The following is a 19,791-nucleotide window of genomic DNA, read 5'->3' on the forward strand; positions in this document are numbered from 1 at the left end:
CCATTATAGCATCTTAATTTCTTAATTTTGATCTATTAATTTATTTGGATGAAAAAAATACAGATGGTTGACCTAAAAGGTCAATATGAAGGTATAAAAACCGAGGTCAACGAAGCCATTGCAGAAATCTTGGATTCTTCAGCATTCATAAATGGTCCCCACGTACACGCTTTTCAAAATGAATTAGAGGAATATCTGGATATAAAGCATGTTATCCCATGCGCCAATGGAACCGATGCTCTTCAAATTTGCATGATGGGGCTTGGATTGAAACCGGGAGATGAGGTAATTACGGCCGATTTTACTTTTGCCGCAACGGTTGAGGTGATAGGTCTTTTACAATTGACCCCAGTTTTGGTGGATGTGGAACCCGACACTTTCAATATTGATGTAAAAGCCATAGAAAAGGCCATTACACCAAACACAAAGGCCATTGTGCCCGTACATTTATTTGGGCAGTGCGCCAATATGGATGAGATTATGGCCTTGGCCAAAAAACACAATCTGTATGTGATTGAAGATAATGCACAGGCCATTGGGGGGTCCTATGTTTCCAGGGATGGCAAAAAACAGAAGGCCGGTACCATTGGTCATATTGGCGCAACTTCCTTTTTCCCGTCCAAAAACTTGGGCTGTTATGGCGATGGTGGTGCCATTTTTACCAATGATGACGATTTGGCCCATACCATTCGCGGTATCGTGAACCATGGTATGTACAAAAGATATTATCATGATGTGGTGGGAGTAAACTCCAGGTTGGACTCCATTCAAGCCGCTGTTTTAAGGGCAAAGCTGCCCAAATTGGACTTTTACAACCAGAAACGATGGGAGGCAGCATCAAAATATTCCAAGGCATTTAAAGGGCAGGAGCATATTGTAGCGCCAAAAATATCTTGCGGCTGTGAAACGGATAAAAGTGTTTGTGATTGCCATGTGTTCCATCAGTATACTTTGCGGATTACAAATGGTAAGCGGGACGGTTTGGCACAACATTTAAACGACAATGACGTTCCTTGTGGTGTATATTATCCAGTTCCATTGCATAAGCAGAAAGCCTATGCGAATGACCGTTACAATGAAGAAGATTTTCCTGTGACCAATCAATTGGTGGAAGAGGTTATTTCGCTTCCCATGCACACGGAGTTGGATGATGAACAAATTGATTTTATAACCAAGTTGGTCATCGACTTTGTAAACAAATAAAAAATGAAAATACTTGTAACAGGCGGTTTGGGTTTTATTGGAAGCCATACCGTTGTTGAATTGCAGAATGAAGGTTTTGAGGTAGTGGTGGTGGACAACCTATCCAACTCGTCCGTTGATGTTTTAGACGGAATTGAAGCCATTACGGGCAAAAGACCCATTTTTGAAGAATTTGACCTTCGGGATAAACCAAAAGTCCAAACTTTCTTTAAAAAACACGACGATATCACAGGGGTAATCCATTTTGCGGCTTCCAAAGCGGTCGGGGAAAGTGTGGAGGAACCACTTTTGTATTACGAGAACAACTTGGGTGTGTTGGTATACATCCTTCAAGAGTTGAAGAAAAAAGGGGGGGCAAACTTTATCTTCAGCAGTTCTTGCACCGTTTATGGCCAGGCAGATCAAATGCCCATTACCGAGGCTGCTCCAGTAAAACCAGCAGAATCTCCTTATGGCAATACCAAGCAAGTAGGCGAAGAGATAATTCGAGATACCTGCAAGGTAAACCCAGATTTGAAAGCCATTGCTTTACGTTATTTTAATCCGATAGGCGCGCACCCATCCGGGAAAATAGGGGAACTTCCCATTGGAGTGCCCCAAAATTTGGTTCCCTTCATCACTCAAACAGGTGTGGGGTTGCGGGAGCAACTTTCGGTCTTTGGAGATGATTACCCTACCGAAGATGGGACTTGCATTAGGGATTATATCCATGTAGTTGACTTGGCGAAGGCGCATGTAGCAGCATTGCAACGTCTTTTGGAAGAAAAGAACGAAACCAATTACGAGGTGTTCAACTTGGGTACGGGAAAAGGAAGTTCCGTTTTGGAAGTGATCCATAGTTTTGAACGCGTTTCTGGAGAAAAGTTGAACTATAAAATAGTTGGTAGAAGACCAGGAGACGTAATCCAAGCCTATGCCGATACTCAAAAGGCGAATCAAGTTTTGGGGTGGAAGGCTAAATCCTCTTTGGATGATGCCATGAAATCCGCTTGGGAGTGGGAGAAAATCGTAAGAAGTTAAGGCGCAATAATCCCAAACTCAAATTTTCACGTAAATAGGAGAATGCTATCTAACTTTAAAAACAGTTTGGAGTTGCTGGAAGCAGTCCAGAAAGAACAACTCTATCAAAAACTATTGCAACAGCTAATAAAGGATTTTGAATTGGCCAATGTGCCCATCAATATTCCCTTGGACATTACCCCCGAGCAACTTAAAAGTACCATCCACGAAAAGGTTTATTACTTGATCGTGGAAAAGTTCCAAAACTATCTCAACCTATTATATGTGGTGGATATTGCAGAGAGCGAAGTCAAAAAAATAACTCCGTCGGATGTCGTTGATATTTCGGCGGAGGTATCTTTTTTACTATTGAAAAGGGAGTGGCAAAAAGTTTGGTACAAAGCCAAATATAGCAGCTGACCTTTGGTCAGACCTTTACATAAACTCCTTTCTTGTCCATAATGTAGCCCACGAACCAACAAGTGAGCACAACCCAAAGTGCAAACAATAAAGAACCCATATACCCGCCAGACCACGATATAAAAATGGTGTCGGCAATCCATCTGTAAAGCGATTCCCCGTTAACATCGATAGCAAAAAGGGTTATGATGAAAAGTTCCGATAATAGGTAAATAAACAAGGTGTTTTTACCGAAAACCTCAAAAAAGTAGCTCCAGCTTTTCGCCTTTTTCATATCAAGGATATAAATAAGTATCGCAATGGCAAAAAGGTCGATGCCACAGGTGAGCAGTACAAAGGAGCTTGTCCAAAGTTTTTTATTGATGGGCAAAACAAGGTCCCAGGCCAGACCTGCGAAGACCAGGGCAAACCCGAACATCATCAATTTGGCGACAGTTTCAAAATTTTGGCCGTTGTTCTGGATAAATCGACCCGCTAAGTAGCCGATGATCACATTTACAATGGCGGGAAGGGTGCTCAACAATCCCTCGGGGTCAAAAGCAATGCCTTCGCCATGGTACATATGGTTGGCGCCAATAAGCCACTCATCCAGTTTAAGAACGGCATTTCCAGTTAAGGTGAGGTCTCCAAAACCAATTAAAATGAGGTGGTAGCCCACTAAAAACAGGGCACTAAGCCAAATGGCCGTTTTGGTCTTTACAAAGTGAAGGATTATGGATGCGAACATATAGCACAACGCAATACGTTGCAAAACCCCAAAAACTCTGGTTTCCGAAAATGGTTTTAACTGTCCGTCATCAAAAAATGGGTACCAGTACATTAAAAAGCCCAATAGAAAAATGATGGCAGTTCGCTTCAGAACCTTCTTAAAAAAAGCAGGCTTGCCCATGCTTTCATACTTTTTCATGCTAAAACTCATGGAATTTCCCACCACAAATAAAAAAGTGGGAAAAACAAGGTCGGTCAATGTAAAGCCGTTCCAATCGGCGTGCAATAATGGCGAAAAAGTGGTGGAGCCATTACCTGGTGAGTTAACAATGATCATCAAGGCGACATCCAGACCCCTGAAAACATCCAAGGAAAGATATCTATTTTTAAGTTTGGACATGTTTGGTTGGTTTAACTGGGCGCTCAAGTTAATTTATTTTTAGTTTCCCCTGTTAATTTCAGTTAAAAATTTCATTTTTATCGCTTTCCTGCTCATTCTGTGATATAGTTGTAAATTTGAATAAGAAATTGAAGGGAATGCAAGCATATAAATGCTAAAACCCGTATTTTTGACAAAATTTTCCATAAAGTTTTGGAGAAACATAAAGAATGGACAAATATTCATTTTTAAATGCTGCGCACACTTCGTTTTTTGCGGAGCAATACGAAAAATATCTAACGAATCCCGATAATGTAGAGCCCAGTTGGAGGGCTTTTTTTCAAGGATTTGATTTTGGTTTGGAAGGTTCCCTCGAAGATTTGGGGATTGAATCCGATAAAGGCGGAATGGTGGTACTTTCCAATGGAAGGAAAGTGGAAATGCCCGAAGCCCTTCAGAAGGAATTTCAGGTAATTCGCCTTATTGATGGTTATCGTTCCCGTGGACACCTCTTTACCGAAACAAACCCTGTAAGGGAAAGGAGAAAGTATGTACCTACTTTGGATATAGCCAACTTTGGCCTGACCGAAGGAGACTTGGACACTGTTTTTGATGCTGGAAAAATTCTTGGAATAGGTCCAGCCCCCCTGAAGGAAATTATACGACACCTCGAGAGTATTTATTGTGATGCGATAGGAGTGGAGTACATGTATATACGTACCCCGGAACGTATCCAATGGATTCAGGACTGGCTCAACAAAAATGACAACCACCCCAATTATACCGCGGAAGAAAAGAAAAACATCCTTAGGAAATTAAACGAGGCCGTTTCTTTTGAGAGCTTTTTACATACCAAATATGTAGGGCAAAAACGATTTTCATTGGAAGGTGGCGAATCGTTGATTCCCGCTTTGGATGTGATTGTTGAAAAAGCGGCGGACCAAGGCGTGAAGCAATTTGTGGTGGGTATGGCCCACCGAGGGCGTTTGAATGTTTTGACCAATATTTTCGGGAAATCGCCAAAAGATATCTTTAGTGAGTTCGATGGTAAGGATTATGAGGAAACCATCTTTGATGGTGATGTAAAATATCACTTGGGGTGGACCTCTAAACGTGAAACGGATTCAGGGAAAATGGTCAATATGAACATTGCCCCGAACCCTTCGCACTTGGAAACCGTAAACTCCATTGTTGAAGGTATAGCTAGGGCTAAGCAAGATCGTGACCATGGTGATAACATCTCCGAAGTACTGCCAATTTTAATCCATGGGGATGCTGCTTTTGCTGCACAGGGAGTCGTGTACGAAGTGATTCAAATGGCTCGTTTGGAAGGCTACACCACAGGCGGTACTATCCATATTGTGGTGAATAACCAAATCGGGTTTACCACCAACTATTTGGATGCTAGATCCTCCACCTATTGTACAGATGTTGGGAAAGTAACCCTTTCCCCAGTATTGCACGTTAATGCCGATGATGCCGAAGCTGTGGTGCATGCCACGACCTTTGCGTTGGAATACAGGATGCGCTACAAGCGCGACATTTTCTTGGATTTATTGGGTTATAGAAAGTATGGCCACAATGAAGGTGATGAACCTAAGTTTACCCAGCCCTTGTTGTATAAATCCATTTCCAAGCATAAAAACCCGAGGGATATTTACGCAGAGAAGTTGATTGCCGAAGGGGTAATCGATGAGAATTACGTAAAAGAGCTCGAAGAAAAATATAAGAACGATCTTGAGGAGGATCTTTTGGATTCCCGCAAAATCGAGAAGACAAGGATAACCCCTTTCATGAAAGATGAGTGGGAAGGGTTTGAGCAGGTGACCGAAGAGGTGATGCTGAAACCTATGGATACTACTTACGACCTTAAAAAGTTAGATGAGGTTGCCCAAAGCATCACCAAACTTCCAGAGGATAAAAAATTCCTAAGAAAATTGGAACGATTGGTGGAAGGTCGCCATAAAATGTATTTCGAGGACAACAAGCTCGATTGGGCCATGGGAGAACTTTTGGCCTACGGATCATTGGTCGAGGAAGGTTACGATGTTCGGATGACGGGACAAGATGTGGAACGGGGAACTTTCTCGCACAGGCATGCCGTCATCAAAACGGAGATGCACGAGGAAGAGGTGGTGCTGTTGAACGAGATGGGGGACAACCAAAATGGAAAGTTCCATATCTACAACTCACTACTTTCAGAATATGCCGTAATGGGATTTGATTATGGCTACGCCATGGCAAGTCCAAAAACTTTGACCATCTGGGAAGCGCAGTTCGGGGATTTCAGCAATGGAGCCCAGATTATAATAGATCAATATCTCTCATCAGCGGAGGACAAATGGAAATTGCAGAACGGATTGGTGCTCTTGTTGCCCCATGGGTACGAAGGTCAGGGTGCTGAACACTCTTCGGCACGTATGGAAAGGTACTTGCAATTGTGTGCTAAGGACAATATGTTCGTGGCGGATGTGACCACACCGGCCAACCTGTTCCATCTCTTCCGTAGACAAATGAAAGCCAAGTTCCGTAAGCCATTGGTGGTATTTACACCGAAAAGTTTGTTGAGGCATCCCAAGGTGGTTTCCACCAAGGAGGAGATGGCCAATGGAGGTTTCCAGATGGTGATTGACGATGCCGAGGCCAAAGCCGCCAAAGTAAAGACATTGGTGTTCTGTACGGGCAAATTCTACTATGACCTTTTGGATAAACGGGAAGAGCTTGAAAGAGATGATGTAGCTTTGGTACGCGTGGAACAACTGTTCCCATTGCCTGCAAAAGAAATGCGAAGCATCATCAAAAAATATAAAAATGCAGACGATATTGTTTGGGCCCAGGAAGAACCCAGGAACATGGGAGCGTGGAGCCACATGTTGATGCATTTGGAAGAAGCCAAACAATTTCGGGTGGCTTCCAGAAGGTTCTATGGTGCTCCTGCAGCAGGTAGTGCCGTTCGCTCAAAAAGACGTCATGCCCAAGTGTTGGACTACGTTTTTGACAAGAGCAAAAATAATATGCAAATAAGATAATACAAGTATAAACTACAATAAAGATGGTTTTAGAAATGAAAGTTCCCTCACCAGGGGAATCCATTACAGAAGTAGAAATTGCCGATTGGTTGGTTGAGGATGGAGATTATGTGGAGAAAGACCAAGCCATAGCCGAGGTGGACTCGGACAAGGCAACATTGGAGCTTCCTGCGGAGGCGAGTGGTATTATTACCCTTAAGGCCGAAGTGGGGGACGCCGTAGCCGTTGGCGAGGTGGTTTGCCTCATCGATACGAGTGCGGAAAAGCCTGAAGGTTCATCTGGTGGTTCCGATAAAAAAGAAGAACCCAAAAAGGAAGAACCCAAAAAAGAAGCGCCTAAGAAAGAAGAATCCAAAAAGGAAACCTATGCTTCCGGGACTCCATCTCCTGCAGCAAAGAAAATATTGGATGAAAAAGGAATCGAACCCTCATCTGTTTCTGGAAGCGGAAGAGATGGGCGTATCACCAAAGATGATGCTGTAAAAGCTAAGCCATCCATGGGAACCCCAACTGGTGGTAACCGTGGTGAAAGCCGTTCCAAACTGTCCATGTTGCGCAGAAAAGTGGCCGAGCGATTGGTTTCGGCAAAGAACGAGACCGCGATGCTGACCACCTTCAACGAAGTCGATATGTCGGCAATCTTTGAGTTACGTAAAGAATACAAAGAACAGTTCAAAGAAAAGCATGGGGTAAGTCTTGGGTTTATGTCATTCTTCACCAAGGCGGTGATCAGAGCATTGGAAATGTACCCCTCTGTGAACTCCATGATTGATGGCAAGGAAATGATCACTTATGATTTCTGCGACATCAGTATAGCGGTTTCAGGGCCTAAAGGATTGATGGTTCCCGTAATCCGTAATGCAGAGAACCTTACGTTTAGGGGGATTGAATCCGAAGTTAAACGTTTGGCCATTCGTGCCAGAGAAGGTGAGATTACCGTGGATGAAATGACCGGTGGTACCTTTACCATAACCAACGGGGGTGTATTTGGATCTATGTTGTCCACTCCGATCATCAACCCACCACAAAGTGGGATTTTAGGTATGCACAACATTGTGGAACGTGCCATTGTTAGGGATGGCGCCATTGCCATCGCACCTGTAATGTACGTTGCACTTTCTTATGATCATAGAATTATTGATGGTAAAGAATCCGTAGGATTTTTGGTAGCTGTAAAGGAAGCCTTGGAAAGTCCAGAAGAATTGTTGATGGACGATAATGTGAAAAAAGCGTTGGAATTATAAATAGGTTGTCAGCTCGAGCGAGGTCACTGAGCGAAGTCGAAGTGCGGTCGAGAGGTTAATAAAACAAATGCCTTTACTTTTTTAAGTAGAGGCATTTTTTATTGTAGTCGATTACCGCTTTACCTTTTTTAAGCACATCGGCACCGATAATGCCATCTACGGGCAATGCATTGTGTGCAATCAAAGCTTGGTTCACGTGGGTAAGGTCAAAAAGGACCACTTTCTGTTTTTTCTTTTTCCACTCCCCGATCTGGATTTTGTTTTTGTTGGAGATTAAGGTTTCCATTTCCGTGGCGCCAGCCCCAGCCGCTTTAATGTCCGTAGCTTCGGAAGCCATTTCAAAAAATTCGATTTTGTCCATCCCAACACAAGTATTGGACGCTCCAGTATCCAAAATAAACTTGCCTGTAACGCCATTGATGCTTGCAATGAGTTCAAAGTGGTTAGTTTCGGTAAATACCAAAGGTATTGTAATGTAATCCTTGTTTTTGAGGAATTTTTTGAGTGATGCCATATTATTAATTGAGAGATGTCATGCTGAGCCTTTCGACTTCGCTCAAGACTGGCTCCGTCGAAGCATCTATGTGTATATTTAGAAACAAAGTTTTGGGACGTCTAAGATAAACCTATTTTTGCGATATGATTATAACCGATACCCATACCCATTTGTATAGTGAAGCCTTTGATAAGGATAGAAGCGAAATGATGCAACGTGCCCTTGATGCTGGGGTGGAGCGCTTTTTTATTCCCGCCATCGATTCCGAGTATACCCAATCCATGCTGGATTTGGAATCCAATTATCCCGATAATGTGTTTTTAATGACAGGCTTGCACCCCACCCATGTCAAAGAAAATTATAAGGACGAGCTGGCCCATGTAGAGGAGTGGCTCTCCAAAAAAAAATTCTATGCCGTGGGCGAAATCGGAATCGACCTGTATTGGGACCAGACCTTTTTAAAGCAACAGCAGGAGGCTTTTGTGTACCAGATCCGTCTGGCGAAAAAGCACCAGTTGCCCATTGTGATCCATTGTCGGGAATCGTTCGATGAAATCTTTGAGATTTTGGAACAAGAAAAAGGAGATGACCTCTTCGGGATTTTTCATTGTTTTACGGGAACTTTGGAACAGGCCCATCAAGCTATGTCCTACAATATGAAGTTGGGTATTGGGGGAGTGGCCACCTTTAAAAATGGCAAAATTGATAAGTTCTTGAATAAAATCGACCTGAAACATGTTGTTTTGGAAACCGATGCGCCCTATTTGGCACCAACACCCTATCGCGGAAAACGGAACGAGAGCTCCTATATAACAAAGGTGTTGGGAAAACTTTCATCCATATATGGTAAACCCGAGGAAGAAATTGCTGCTATCACTACCGAAAATTCCAAAGAAATATTCGGAATCTAACCTATGAAAAAGAAGACCAACATATTGCTGATTTATACCGGGGGAACCATCGGGATGGTTAAGGATTACAAAACAGGTGCGCTCAAAGCCTTCAATTTTGAGGAACTCGTCAAAAATATCCCAGAGCTGAAACAATTGGACTGTAACCTCAAAGGAGTTTCGTTCGAAGAGCCCATTGATTCCTCCAATATGAACCCCGATTATTGGGGGGTGATCGCTTCCATCATCGAAGAGCATTACGCGGATAATGATGGTTTTGTGGTGTTGCACGGAAGCGATACCATGAGTTATTCAGCCTCGGCGCTCAGTTTTATGTTGGAGAATCTGGAAAAGCCGGTCATTTTTACGGGATCTCAATTGCCCATTGGGGATTTACGAACGGATGCCAAGGAGAACCTGATTACCTCCATCGAGATTGCTGCGCTCCAGAAAAAAGGAAAACCCGTGGTGCAGGAGGTAGGTTTGTATTTTGAATATAAACTCTACCGGGGTAACCGAACCACCAAGATAAACGCGGAACATTTTGAGGCTTTTGCCTCGCTCAACCATCCACCTTTGGTGGAATCCGGGGTGCATTTAAAGGTGCATCAGAATTATTTGATCAAAAAGATGACAAAAAACAAGTCGCTTCAAGTGCATAAAAAACTGGACAATAACGTGGCGATTCTAAAATTGTTTCCCGGGCTTAACCAAAATGTGCTCCAATCGGTCTTGAACATTCCCGATTTAAAGGCCCTTATTTTGGAAACATACGGTGCAGGGAACGCTCCGATGGACAAATGGTTTTTAGGTGCCGTAAAAAAAGCCGTGGAAAATGGATTGCACATTATTAACGTGACACAATGCTCTGGTGGGAGCGTTTCCATGGGTCATTATGAGACCAGTGAAAAACTTAAGGCGATGCAACTGGTTAACGGCAAGGATATTACGACCGAAGCAGCTGTAGCAAAGGCGATGTACCTTTTGGGGGCAGGGGTTCCCGACAAATTGTTCAAGACAATTTTTGAGACACCACTCCGTGGTGAAATGGTGTAAAATTAACGCTTCAAATTTCTATAACTAATTATTTTTTTGTTTATTGGTCGCCCTAAATGAAACAATAGAGAGGTGGCCGAGTGGTCGAAGGCGCACGCCTGGAAAGTGTGTATACACCAAAAGTGTATCGAGGGTTCGAATCCCTTCCTCTCTGCAAGGTATTTTAGTTTTTCTATTATAAAATTTTTATATCTTTAACATTATTAACTAACTAAATTTAAGTTTAAGTAAAATGAAAAAAATATCCTTTACTCTGGCTGCTGCCGGAATGTTTGTGATGGGAACTACAACTGCATCTGCAGCAATGTTGCAAGAAGAAGCTGAAGCCAGCAAAGGTTTCACCCAAGTATTAAAAGAACAATTTATCCAAGGAGGTCCTGCCTTTATGGGTATCGTACTTCTTTGTTTGATCTTGGGATTGGCAGTTGCCATTGAAAGAATCATCTATTTAAATTTGGCAACCACAAATTCTACCAAGTTGAAGCAACAAGTTGAAGATGCTTTGGCTTCTGGAGGTGTTGAAGCTGCCAAAGAAGTTTGTAGAAACACTAAAGGACCTGTTGCCTCTATCTATTACCAAGGTTTGGATAGAGCAGATGAAGGACTGGAATCTGCTGAAAAAGCAGTTGTTGCCTACGGAGGTGTACAAATGGGTCAGTTGGAGAAAAACGTTTCTTGGTTGTCTTTGTTTATCGCCATTGCTCCGATGCTTGGATTTATGGGTACGGTAATCGGTATGATTGCTGCCTTCCAGAAAATTGCAGCTGTAGGTAACTTGAGTGCTTCCTTGATTGCAGGTGATATCCAGGTGGCGTTGTTGACAACCGTATTTGGTTTGATCACGGCGATTATCCTTCAGATTTTCTACAACTATATTATTGCTAAAATCGATAGTATCGTAAATGACATGGAAGACAGCTCAATCGCATTGATCGACATGTTGGCTGCCCACAAGAAGTAATTACGAATTAAAAACTATCGAGAATCATGAATAAAATAGTAAAAATATTGCTCATCGTCATCGGATTGGTTGCCGCCGTTCTTTGGTTCTCCCTTCCGTCCGCCGATGATCCAAGCGCCATAAATAGTGGGGCAATGAACTTTATGTTCATTATTATGTACATCTTGTTGGCTATTGCAGTTGTAACTACAGTAGTTTTCGGATTTGCAAAATTGTTTACCACAAAAGGAAGTTTAAAGAAAGCTCTTTTCGCCATTGGTGGATTGGCCATAGTAGTGGCTATATCTTACGGGCTTTCTTCAGATAACATGGCTGTGGTAGAAACTATGTCCGAAAGAGGTGTGGAGACCACAGAAGGAACTGTGAAAAACATTGGAATGGGATTGAATGTATTTTTTATCCTTACGCTGATTGCGGTAATTCTAATGATAGTACCAGGTTTGAAAAGAATGTTTGTTAAGTAAAAAAAGTTGAATTATGCCTAGAAGAAAAGGAGCACCGGAAGTAAATGCCGGCTCCATGGCGGATATCGCTTTCCTATTGCTTATCTTTTTCTTGGTGACCACCACCATTGAAACAGATGCAGGTTTGGATCGTATGTTGCCGCCTATTGAGCCGCCAGAGCAGGATGTTGTTATTAAGCAGAAAAACATTTTTACTGTCAACATCAACAGAAATGGGCAACTTTTGGTTGAGGATAATTTGATGGAAATGAAGGATTTGAGAAAAGCTGCTACCGCCTTTTTGGAGAACGGAGCAGACGGTTCTTGTACCTACTGTAAAGGTAAAAAAGATCCCTCTTCATCGGATAACCCATCAAAAGCCATTATCTCGTTAAAGAATGATAGGGAAACCAAGTACAGTACATACATTACAGTTCAAAACGAATTGGTAGGTGCTTATAACGACTTGCGTAACCGTGAAGCACAACGTTTGTACGGTAGGGACTTTACAAAGATGGAGGCAGAATACCTGAATCCAGAGACCCCGTCCAGCGTAAGAGATGACTTGAAGGACAAAGTGAAACGTATCCAAGATATGTTCCCACAAAAGCTTTCAGAGGCAGAAACATCAACCGATTAAAAACTATTTAATATGGCTAAGTTTACCAAAAAGAAGGATGGCGATTTGCCAGCGGTGTCAACAGCTTCGTTGCCAGATATCGTTTTCATGCTACTGTTCTTCTTTATGACCGTGACCACAATGAAAGATAGTTCGTTAATGGTTGCCAATACCCTTCCCAATGCTTCCGAGATCAAGAAGTTGGAAAAGAAGGATCGTGTTATTTACATTTATGTAGGAACACCTACTCAAGAATATCAAAAAGTTTTTGGTACAGAACCAAAGATTCAATTGAATGATAAATTTGCCAATGTGGACGAAGTAGGTTCATATATTTTGGCAGAACGAGCAAAGAAACCGCAAGAGATTCAAAATGTATTGACTACTGCTTTGAAAGTTGATAAGGATGCCAATATGGGCCTTATCACCGATATTAAGCGACAATTGAGAGAAGTAAATGCCCTTAAAGTGAATTATACCACTTACGAAGGGGATGCTTTTAACAATTTACAGTAGGCAATAGCTTAGATTTAGTGGGAAACGCTCCAAATTTTTAATTTGGGGCGTTTTTTGTTTTAAATTGCTACCATGATCCGCACCGTACTTCAATTTATAGTTAGCGCTGTTTGTTTATTGCTCTCGATATCTGTTTTGGGTCAAACAGTAATGGATACCACCGTAGTACGCGATAGTCGGTATCTAGAAGATCAATTTTATATTGGAGTTGGCTATAATGTACTGTTGGATACCCCGGACGAAGTAGGCCAACAAAATCTATCCTATAATCTACAAGCGGGCTTTATAAAGGACATTCCCTTGAACCTAAGAAGGAATTTTGGTGTTGGTTTAGGACTTGGATATGCCGTGAACTCCTATTATTCAAACCTCGTTTCATCAGAAGAATCCAATACAATTGTGTACCAAGTAATGGAAGGCTCCAATTTTAATAGGAGTAAGTTCGAAACCCATTCCATAGAACTTCCATTGGAACTAAGATGGCGTACATCGACCGCAGAGGAATATAAGTTTTGGCGGATATATGCTGGTGCCAAATTGGGTTATGTGTTCTCGGGTAGGTCAAAATTGGTAACAGATGACGGTAATGATTCATTTTCCAATAATGATATTGAAAAGCTCCAATATGGCCTTATGCTGAACTTTGGTTATAATACCTGGAACATTCATGCCTACTATGCGTTAAATCCATTGCTTAAAGAAGATTCTACGCTTAATGGGAACCCTATCGACTTTAGGGTGCTGCGTATTGGATTGATTTTTTATATCCTATAGCCAGTATTTTAGAATAATCAATTGGGAACAACAACCCAGAATAAAACCTATCAACAGTTCATTCTTAGTGTGTGCCTTTAAGTATAATCTTGAGGTAGCCACCAGCCCGGTAAAAAGAGTGAACAAGCTTATGGCAATGGTAATATTGGTCTCAAAATGAATGCTCAACGCCACCATAAAAGTTAAGATGCTTCCCATGCCCAACAGGTGCATACTCGTTTTAAATTTAAAGAACAACAGAATTAAGGTTGCGCTGGTCGCTGTCAGAAGCCCTGTAAAATAGTAAAAGAGCTCGTGTACGTAATTATTGGGTATTACCTTGTACAATATCATTAAAAAGATGATACAGCTTATATAAAGCGGGTATTTGCGTTCCTGTATGGTGGGCAGAAATATGGAACTGATAACTCCAAGGTTTTTCAATATCAAGAAAAAGATAATGGGAATGATTACCGTAAGGATGAAAATGGGAAGTATATTCCCGCTTTGGGTTTGCAGAGTGCTATAGGGAGCCACCAAAAAATACACTATGGTACCTCCAATCGGTACAAACAACGGATGAAAGAGGTAGGAGATAATGTTGTATACGTGGCGCATCAAATTTCTTTTCTTAATCGAGCTACAGGTATGCCGAGCTGCTCCCGATATTTGGCAACGGTCCGCCGGGCTATGGGATAGCCCCTTTCCTTTAAGATTTTCGCCAACTTTGCATCGGTCAAAGGTTTTTTCTTCTCCTCATCACGAATAACGGTCTCCAATATTTTTTTAATTTCCCTAGTGGATACATCTTCACCTTGTTCGTTCTTCATGGATTCAGAAAAGAAATCCTTGATCAGTTTGGTGCCATAGGGTGTATCCACATATTTGCTGTTGGCGACCCGTGACACGGTGGAAACGTCCATATCAATTTTATCGGCAATATCCTTTAGGATCATGGGGCGCAATTTTCTTTCGTCCCCGGTCATAAAATATTCCTTTTGATATTCCATAATGGTGTTCATGGTGATGAAAAGGGTTTGCTGACGCTGTCTTATGGCGTCTATAAACCATTTTGCAGCATCCAACTTTTGCTTGATGAACATGACCGTGTCCTTCTGGGATTTGGATTTCTCCTTGGCATTTTTGTACCCCTCCAGCATATTGCTGTAGTCTTTGGAAACATGAAGTTCCGGGGCATTTCGTCCGTTCAAGCTAAGTTCTAGTTCACCATCCACTATTTTTATGGAGAAATCGGGAACAATATGCTCGATCATACGGGTATTGCCAGAATAGGAACCACCCGGTTTTGGATTGAGTTTTTCTATTTCCGAAATAGCCTCCTTGAGTTGTTCTTCGGAAACATGGTGTTTTTGTATAAGTTTGGAGTAATGCTTTTTGGTAAAGTGATCGAACGATCGTTCCAAAATGTTAATGGCCAGCTCAACGGAAGGTTTTTTTTCCTTGCGTTTTAGTTGAATGATCAAACATTCATCTAAAGATCGGGCAGCCACCCCCGGGGGATCTAAATCTTGGACAATTTTGAGAACTTTCTCGATTTTATCCTCTTCCACATAAATGTTCTGGGTAAAGGCGAGGTCGTCCATAATATCTGGAAGCGGCCTTCGTATGTAACCGCTTTCGTCTACGCTACCCACCAAGAATTCGGCAATGGCCCATTCCTGATCATCCAAGTAAGCTGTGTTCAGCTGATTGATCAAGTATTGGTTGAATGATGTTCCAGCGGCATACGGAACCCTTTTATCCTCATCGTCAGCACTATAATTATTCGCTTGGGTGCGGTAATCGGGAATTTCATCATCACTCAGGTAATCATCAATATTGATTTCTTCGGTGTCAATGTTTTCATTGTCCGCCGAATCATCATAGGTGTCCTCGTAAACATCATCCAGAGCATCGGTTTCCTCCTTACCGCTCTCCAATGCAGGATTTTCTTCCAGCTCTTGTTTTAACCTTTGTTCAAAAGCCTGCGTTGGCAATTGAATAAGTTTCATGAGCTGAATCTGCTGTGGAGACAGTTTTTGTGAAAGCTTAAACTGTAGATGTTGTTTCAGCATATTGATTGATGATTTACAATCGAACCTTCTTTAAAATAATAAATTCAAATTAAAACTCGGCATTTTGCGGTGTTCTGGGGTAGGGGATTACATCTCTGATATTGCCCATTCCAGTGGCGAATTGCACCATGCGCTCGAAACCAAGTCCAAAACCACTATGCACCGCGGTGCCAAATTTTCTCAAATCCAGATACCACCAAAGCTCTTTGGCATCAATATCCAGTTCCTTTATTTTTTGTTCCAGTACATCCAAACGTTCTTCCCTTTGGGAACCTCCAACAATTTCTCCGATACCTGGAAAAAGTACGTCCATGGCACGTACGGTTTTGCCATCCTCGTTCAAGCGCATGTAAAATGCCTTGATGTTTGCTGGATAATCAAAAAGGATTACGGGACATTTGAAATGTTTTTCTACCAAGAAGCGTTCGTGCTCGCTTTGCAAGTCGGCACCCCATTCATCAATAGGGAACTGGAACTTTTTCTTTTTGTTAGGCTTACTGTTCTTTAAAATATCAATGGCCTCGGTATAGGAAACCCTTTTGAAGTTGTTCTCTACAACGAATTTCAATTTTTTGATCAAAGCCATTTCAGAACGCTCGTTCTGAGGTTTGGTCTTTTCTTCATCCAACAAACGTTTTTCCAAAAATTCCAGATCATCCTGGCAATGGTCCAGCACATATTGGATAATGTATTTGATGAAATCTTCTGCCAAATCCATGTTGGCATCCAGATCATAAAAGGCCATCTCGGGCTCGATCATCCAGAACTCGGCCAAGTGACGTGATGTATTGGAATTCTCAGCTCTAAAAGTAGGTCCAAAAGTGTACACCTTGCCCAGCCCCATGGCGTAGGTCTCTGCTTCCAGTTGCCCAGATACCGTTAAGTTGGTCTCTTTTCCGAAAAAGTCCTCGGAGTAATCCACTTCGCCATTGTCATCCACAGGCGGGTTCTTGGCATCCAAAGTGGATACACGAAACATTTCCCCGGCACCTTCGGCATCGGAACCTGTAATAATGGGTGCGTGCATATAGTAAAAACCATTTTGCTGAAAGTAGCTGTGAACGGCAAAGGAAAGCACCGACCTAACGCGCATTACCGCAGAAAAGGTGTTGGTGCGTACCCTAAGGTGTGCCTTTTCCCTCAAAAACTCCAAGGAGTGCTTTTTGGGTTGAATAGGATAGGTCTCCGGGTCTGCGGTACCGTGCACGAAGATATCCGTAGCTTGGATTTCCACACTTTGCCCTCGACCTTGGCTTTCTTCCAAAGTCCCTGAGATTTTCAAGGCGGCACCAGTTGAAATTTGCTTCAGTAATGCTTCGTCCAATTTTTCAAAATCTACAACACATTGGAGGTTATGTATGGTGGAACCATCGTTCAAAGCAATAAACCGGTTACTTCTAAATGTTTTTACCCATCCATTTACTTCAACGGAATCTCCTACGGGTTGCTTTTCTAGCAATTCTTTTATGGAATAAGACATCATTCTAAAACTATCGTAATTTAGTTGGTAAAGATAGGTTTTTGATAAAAAACGATGGCAATGGAATAGCCTAATTTATGGCCGTTTCAAACACTATTTGTCCTTGGGGTTGTCCTCGTCCTTGGGCAAAATGTCAATTTGAGGTTTTTTGAGCACCTGTTTGTTGGCAATACTTCTTTCCAAGGAGAGGAGAAGTGATGGCAACAAGATCAAGTTGGACAGCATGGCGAACAACAAGGTGGCCGAAACCAATCCCCCCAATGCTTTGGTACCCCCGAAACTTGAGATAATAAAGACGGAGAATCCAAAGAACAAGACTATGGATGTGTAGAACATGCTCACCCCCGTCTCGCGCAAGGCGGCGTACACCGATTTTTTGATGTGCCAGCGGTGGGCAGTGAGTTCTTGCCTGTATTTGGCCAAAAAGTGAATGGTGTCATCCACCGATATGCCAAATGCAATACTAAATACTAGGATAGTGGATGGCTTTATAGGCACCCCCAAATAGCCCATGACACCGGCTGTAATAACCAGGGGCAACAGGTTGGGCACCAAGGATATGATGACCATTTTATAGGATCGGAACAGATAGGCCATAAAAAGCGAGATCAATCCAATGGCCAATGCAAGGGACAATAGCAGATTTTTGACCAAGTACTTTGTTCCTTTTAGGAACAAGAGGGCTTTTCCTGTCATAAAAACATCGTATCGCTCCGATGGAAATTGCTTTGTGATAGCTTCTTGCAGGTCTTTTTCAATTTCCTCCATACGGTCGATTTTTACATCGCGCATGTAGGTCGTTAAACGGGCTGTTTGGCCAGTACTGTCCACAAAACTTTGCAAAAGGTTTGTTCCATCCGTAGACGATTTTTGCACCGCATTCATTATAAAGGTGTTCTCTTGACTGGTGGGCAGTTGATAGTATTTTGGAATACCGTTGTAAAAGGCCTGTTTGGAGTATTTTACCAAATCAACAATGGAGATGGGCCGCGATAGTTCTGGAATTTCATCGATTACAGCGCCCAATCGGTCCATTCGCTTAAGCGTGGCAGGTTTAACCACCCCATTTTTACGTTTGGTATCCACCACAATTTCCATGGGCATGATGCCGTCAAACTCAGCTTCAAAAAACTGGATGTCCTTGTAAAAATGACTTTTCTTTGGGAGGTCTTCAATCCTACTTCCAGTGATTCGCATTTGATAAATTCCAATAATGCTCAATACCAAAACTGCAACTGTGGTAATGTAAACGCCAATCCTGTGGTTTCTTACCATGTTTTCCATCCAGTTCACAAAAATGTCCATCCATTTTTTGTTCAGGTGCTTTAGGTGCTTGGTCTTTGGAAGCGGCATAAAGCTGTAAATGATGGGTATGATCAATAGGGATAGAATAAAAATGCCAATGATATTGATAGAGGCCACAATACCAAATTCCTTGAGCAGGTCACTGTCCAAAATAATAAAGGTGGCAAAACCTGAAGCCGTGGTAATGTTTGTCATTAAAGTGGCATTGCCAATTTTGGAGATTACTCGTTGTAGCGATAAGGCCTGGTTTCCGTGTTTTTTTACTTCTTGCTGATATTTATTGATCAAGAAAATACAATTGGGAATACCGATTACAATGATTAATGGCGGAATCAAAGCGGTAAGAATCGTAATTTCGTATTGTAAAAGCCCAAGTATTCCAAAGGCCCACATTACTCCAATGATTACTACGCACATGGAGATGAAAGTAGCCCTGAAACTTCTAAAGAAAAAGAAAAAGATGATGGAGGTAACAAGTAGGGCACCTACGATAAAAAGCCCGATTTCATCAACAATGGATTTTGTGTTCCAGGTGCGGATGTAGGGCATTCCCGAAATACGGACGTCCATATTGGTTTCTTGTTCAAAATCTTCTACAAGCTCGGCAAGATCATTGAGTATGAATTCGTTTCGAACCGCCGTGTTCATAATGTCTTTATCCAAATAAATCACGGTTTGGATGGTTCTACTTTTGGGATTGTACACCAAATTATCGTAGAAAGGAAGTTCTGTGAAAAGGTGGTTTGTCAGTGAATCTATTTCGGATTTGGTCTTGGGTGGAGCCGATATAAGGGGTTCCATGGAGAACGTTTGGGTGTCGTTATCCTTGATGAGCTCCTTTAGATTCTCCAAAGAGATTACATAGTCAACTTCCGGAAAAGCATCGAGCTGTTTGCTCAAAGTGTTCCATCGATTAAAGTTTTTTGGGGTAAACAGGGCAGAATCCCTAATGGCCAAAACTATGGCGTTGCCTTCTTCGCCAAATATTTTGGTAAATGCATTGTACTGGATACTAGCTGGATGGTCATCGGGCAAAATATTGGCCTCGGTGTTGGAAAACTGCATGTTTTTCCATTGCATGGCCAAGAAAACGGTAAAGCCGACAACCGCCAAAAGAATCAGGATTCTATTGCGGAGTATAATTCTTGCGACCTTTGGCCAAAATCCTTTAGTGAGCTTTGCTACCATCTGGGTTTTGTTGGGCGCAAAGGTAGA

18 protein-coding genes and 1 tRNA gene are annotated in these 19,791 nt (G+C 42.2%); 13 read left to right on the forward strand and 6 right to left on the reverse strand.

All coding sequences use genetic code 11. The annotated features are described in order from the left end of the window. Positions 1–48 precede the first annotated feature (48 nt). Genes MURRU_RS08830 through MURRU_RS08840 form a run of 3 tightly spaced genes read left to right on the forward strand, consistent with a single transcriptional unit; the run spans position 49 to position 2,622 of the window. On the forward strand, positions 49–1,203 hold the full coding sequence (locus tag MURRU_RS08830; protein WP_041801423.1) for a DegT/DnrJ/EryC1/StrS family aminotransferase: 1,155 nt from the start codon (positions 49–51) through the stop codon (positions 1,201–1,203). Between the two features lie 3 nt (positions 1,204–1,206). Continuing rightward, positions 1,207–2,223 (forward strand): UDP-glucose 4-epimerase GalE, encoded by a 1,017-nt coding sequence (gene galE / locus MURRU_RS08835; RefSeq protein ID WP_014033119.1) that lies wholly within the window; start codon positions 1,207–1,209, stop codon positions 2,221–2,223. Positions 2,224–2,265: 42 nt separating this feature from the next. Continuing rightward, positions 2,266–2,622: a hypothetical protein gene (locus MURRU_RS08840; protein ID WP_014033120.1), complete on the forward strand. Its 357-nt coding sequence runs from the start codon at positions 2,266–2,268 to the stop codon at positions 2,620–2,622. A gap of 7 nt (positions 2,623–2,629) precedes the next feature. On the opposite strand, the gene MURRU_RS08845 is transcribed toward MURRU_RS08840, so the two are convergent. Further along, on the reverse strand, positions 2,630–3,730 hold the full coding sequence (locus MURRU_RS08845) for an acyltransferase family protein (RefSeq protein WP_041801425.1): 1,101 nt from the start codon (positions 3,728–3,730) through the stop codon (positions 2,630–2,632). 209 nt (positions 3,731–3,939) lie between these two features. Here MURRU_RS08845 and MURRU_RS08850 point away from each other — a divergent pair, with 209 nt between their 5' ends. Together MURRU_RS08850 and odhB are read left to right on the forward strand one after the other, a co-directional pair. Continuing rightward, positions 3,940–6,738 carry a 2-oxoglutarate dehydrogenase E1 component gene (locus tag MURRU_RS08850; protein WP_014033122.1) on the forward strand — a complete coding sequence of 933 codons (2,799 nt, stop codon included), beginning with the start codon at positions 3,940–3,942 and terminating at the stop codon, positions 6,736–6,738. Positions 6,739–6,761: 23 nt separating this feature from the next. Then, positions 6,762–7,982: a 2-oxoglutarate dehydrogenase complex dihydrolipoyllysine-residue succinyltransferase gene (gene odhB / locus MURRU_RS08855; protein ID WP_014033123.1), complete on the forward strand. Its 1,221-nt coding sequence runs from the start codon at positions 6,762–6,764 to the stop codon at positions 7,980–7,982. A gap of 73 nt (positions 7,983–8,055) precedes the next feature. Here odhB and MURRU_RS08860 read toward each other — a convergent pair whose 3' ends face one another. Continuing rightward, positions 8,056–8,496 carry a retropepsin-like aspartic protease family protein gene (locus MURRU_RS08860; RefSeq protein ID WP_014033124.1) on the reverse strand — a complete coding sequence of 147 codons (441 nt, stop codon included), beginning with the start codon at positions 8,494–8,496 and terminating at the stop codon, positions 8,056–8,058. Between the two features lie 125 nt (positions 8,497–8,621). Here MURRU_RS08860 and MURRU_RS08865 point away from each other — a divergent pair, with 125 nt between their 5' ends. The 8 genes from MURRU_RS08865 (at position 8,622) to MURRU_RS08900 (ending at position 13,737) form a co-directional block, all read left to right on the forward strand. Next, positions 8,622–9,389: a TatD family hydrolase gene (locus MURRU_RS08865; RefSeq protein ID WP_014033125.1), complete on the forward strand. Its 768-nt coding sequence runs from the start codon at positions 8,622–8,624 to the stop codon at positions 9,387–9,389. Positions 9,390–9,392: 3 nt separating this feature from the next. Beyond that, positions 9,393–10,424: an asparaginase gene (locus tag MURRU_RS08870; protein WP_014033126.1), complete on the forward strand. Its 1,032-nt coding sequence runs from the start codon at positions 9,393–9,395 to the stop codon at positions 10,422–10,424. 66 nt (positions 10,425–10,490) lie between these two features. Beyond that, a tRNA-Ser gene (locus MURRU_RS08875) sits at positions 10,491–10,578 on the forward strand. A 78-nt stretch (positions 10,579–10,656) separates the two neighbouring features. Then, positions 10,657–11,385 (forward strand): MotA/TolQ/ExbB proton channel family protein, encoded by a 729-nt coding sequence (locus tag MURRU_RS08880; protein WP_014033127.1) that lies wholly within the window; start codon positions 10,657–10,659, stop codon positions 11,383–11,385. Between the two features lie 26 nt (positions 11,386–11,411). Then, a complete protein-coding gene (locus MURRU_RS08885; RefSeq protein WP_014033128.1) occupies positions 11,412–11,849 on the forward strand; it encodes a hypothetical protein in 438 nt (145 codons plus the stop codon). Between the two features lie 13 nt (positions 11,850–11,862). Then, positions 11,863–12,468: an ExbD/TolR family protein gene (locus MURRU_RS08890; protein ID WP_014033129.1), complete on the forward strand. Its 606-nt coding sequence runs from the start codon at positions 11,863–11,865 to the stop codon at positions 12,466–12,468. A 12-nt stretch (positions 12,469–12,480) separates the two neighbouring features. Continuing rightward, complete coding sequence (locus tag MURRU_RS08895) at positions 12,481–12,963, forward strand: ExbD/TolR family protein (protein ID WP_014033130.1); 483 nt, start codon at positions 12,481–12,483, stop codon at positions 12,961–12,963. Positions 12,964–13,035: 72 nt separating this feature from the next. Beyond that, entirely contained in the window at positions 13,036–13,737 is a 702-nt protein-coding gene (locus MURRU_RS08900; RefSeq protein ID WP_014033131.1) for a porin family protein, read from the forward strand. On the opposite strand, the gene MURRU_RS08905 is transcribed toward MURRU_RS08900, so the two are convergent. From MURRU_RS08905 to MURRU_RS08920, 4 genes are all read right to left on the reverse strand, one after another. After that, a complete protein-coding gene (locus MURRU_RS08905; RefSeq protein ID WP_014033132.1) occupies positions 13,732–14,334 on the reverse strand; it encodes a membrane protein in 603 nt (200 codons plus the stop codon). The genes MURRU_RS08900 and MURRU_RS08905 overlap by 6 nt on opposite strands. Continuing rightward, the gene (rpoN, locus tag MURRU_RS08910; RefSeq protein WP_014033133.1) at positions 14,334–15,791 is read right to left on the reverse strand and encodes an RNA polymerase factor sigma-54; all 1,458 of its coding nucleotides are present in this window, start codon (positions 15,789–15,791) and stop codon (positions 14,334–14,336) included. Before rpoN ends, MURRU_RS08905 begins: the two co-directional genes overlap by 1 nt. 49 nt (positions 15,792–15,840) lie before the next feature. Next, positions 15,841–17,274 carry an asparagine--tRNA ligase gene (gene asnS / locus MURRU_RS08915; RefSeq protein WP_014033134.1) on the reverse strand — a complete coding sequence of 478 codons (1,434 nt, stop codon included), beginning with the start codon at positions 17,272–17,274 and terminating at the stop codon, positions 15,841–15,843. Positions 17,275–17,364: 90 nt separating this feature from the next. Next, positions 17,365–19,764: an efflux RND transporter permease subunit gene (locus MURRU_RS08920; protein WP_014033135.1), complete on the reverse strand. Its 2,400-nt coding sequence runs from the start codon at positions 19,762–19,764 to the stop codon at positions 17,365–17,367. Positions 19,765–19,791: the final 27 nt, after the last annotated feature.

Origin of the sequence: Allomuricauda ruestringensis DSM 13258 (assembly GCF_000224085.1) — a bacterium.
In the GTDB taxonomy this organism is placed as follows: Bacteria; Bacteroidota; Bacteroidia; order Flavobacteriales; family Flavobacteriaceae; genus Flagellimonas; species Flagellimonas ruestringensis.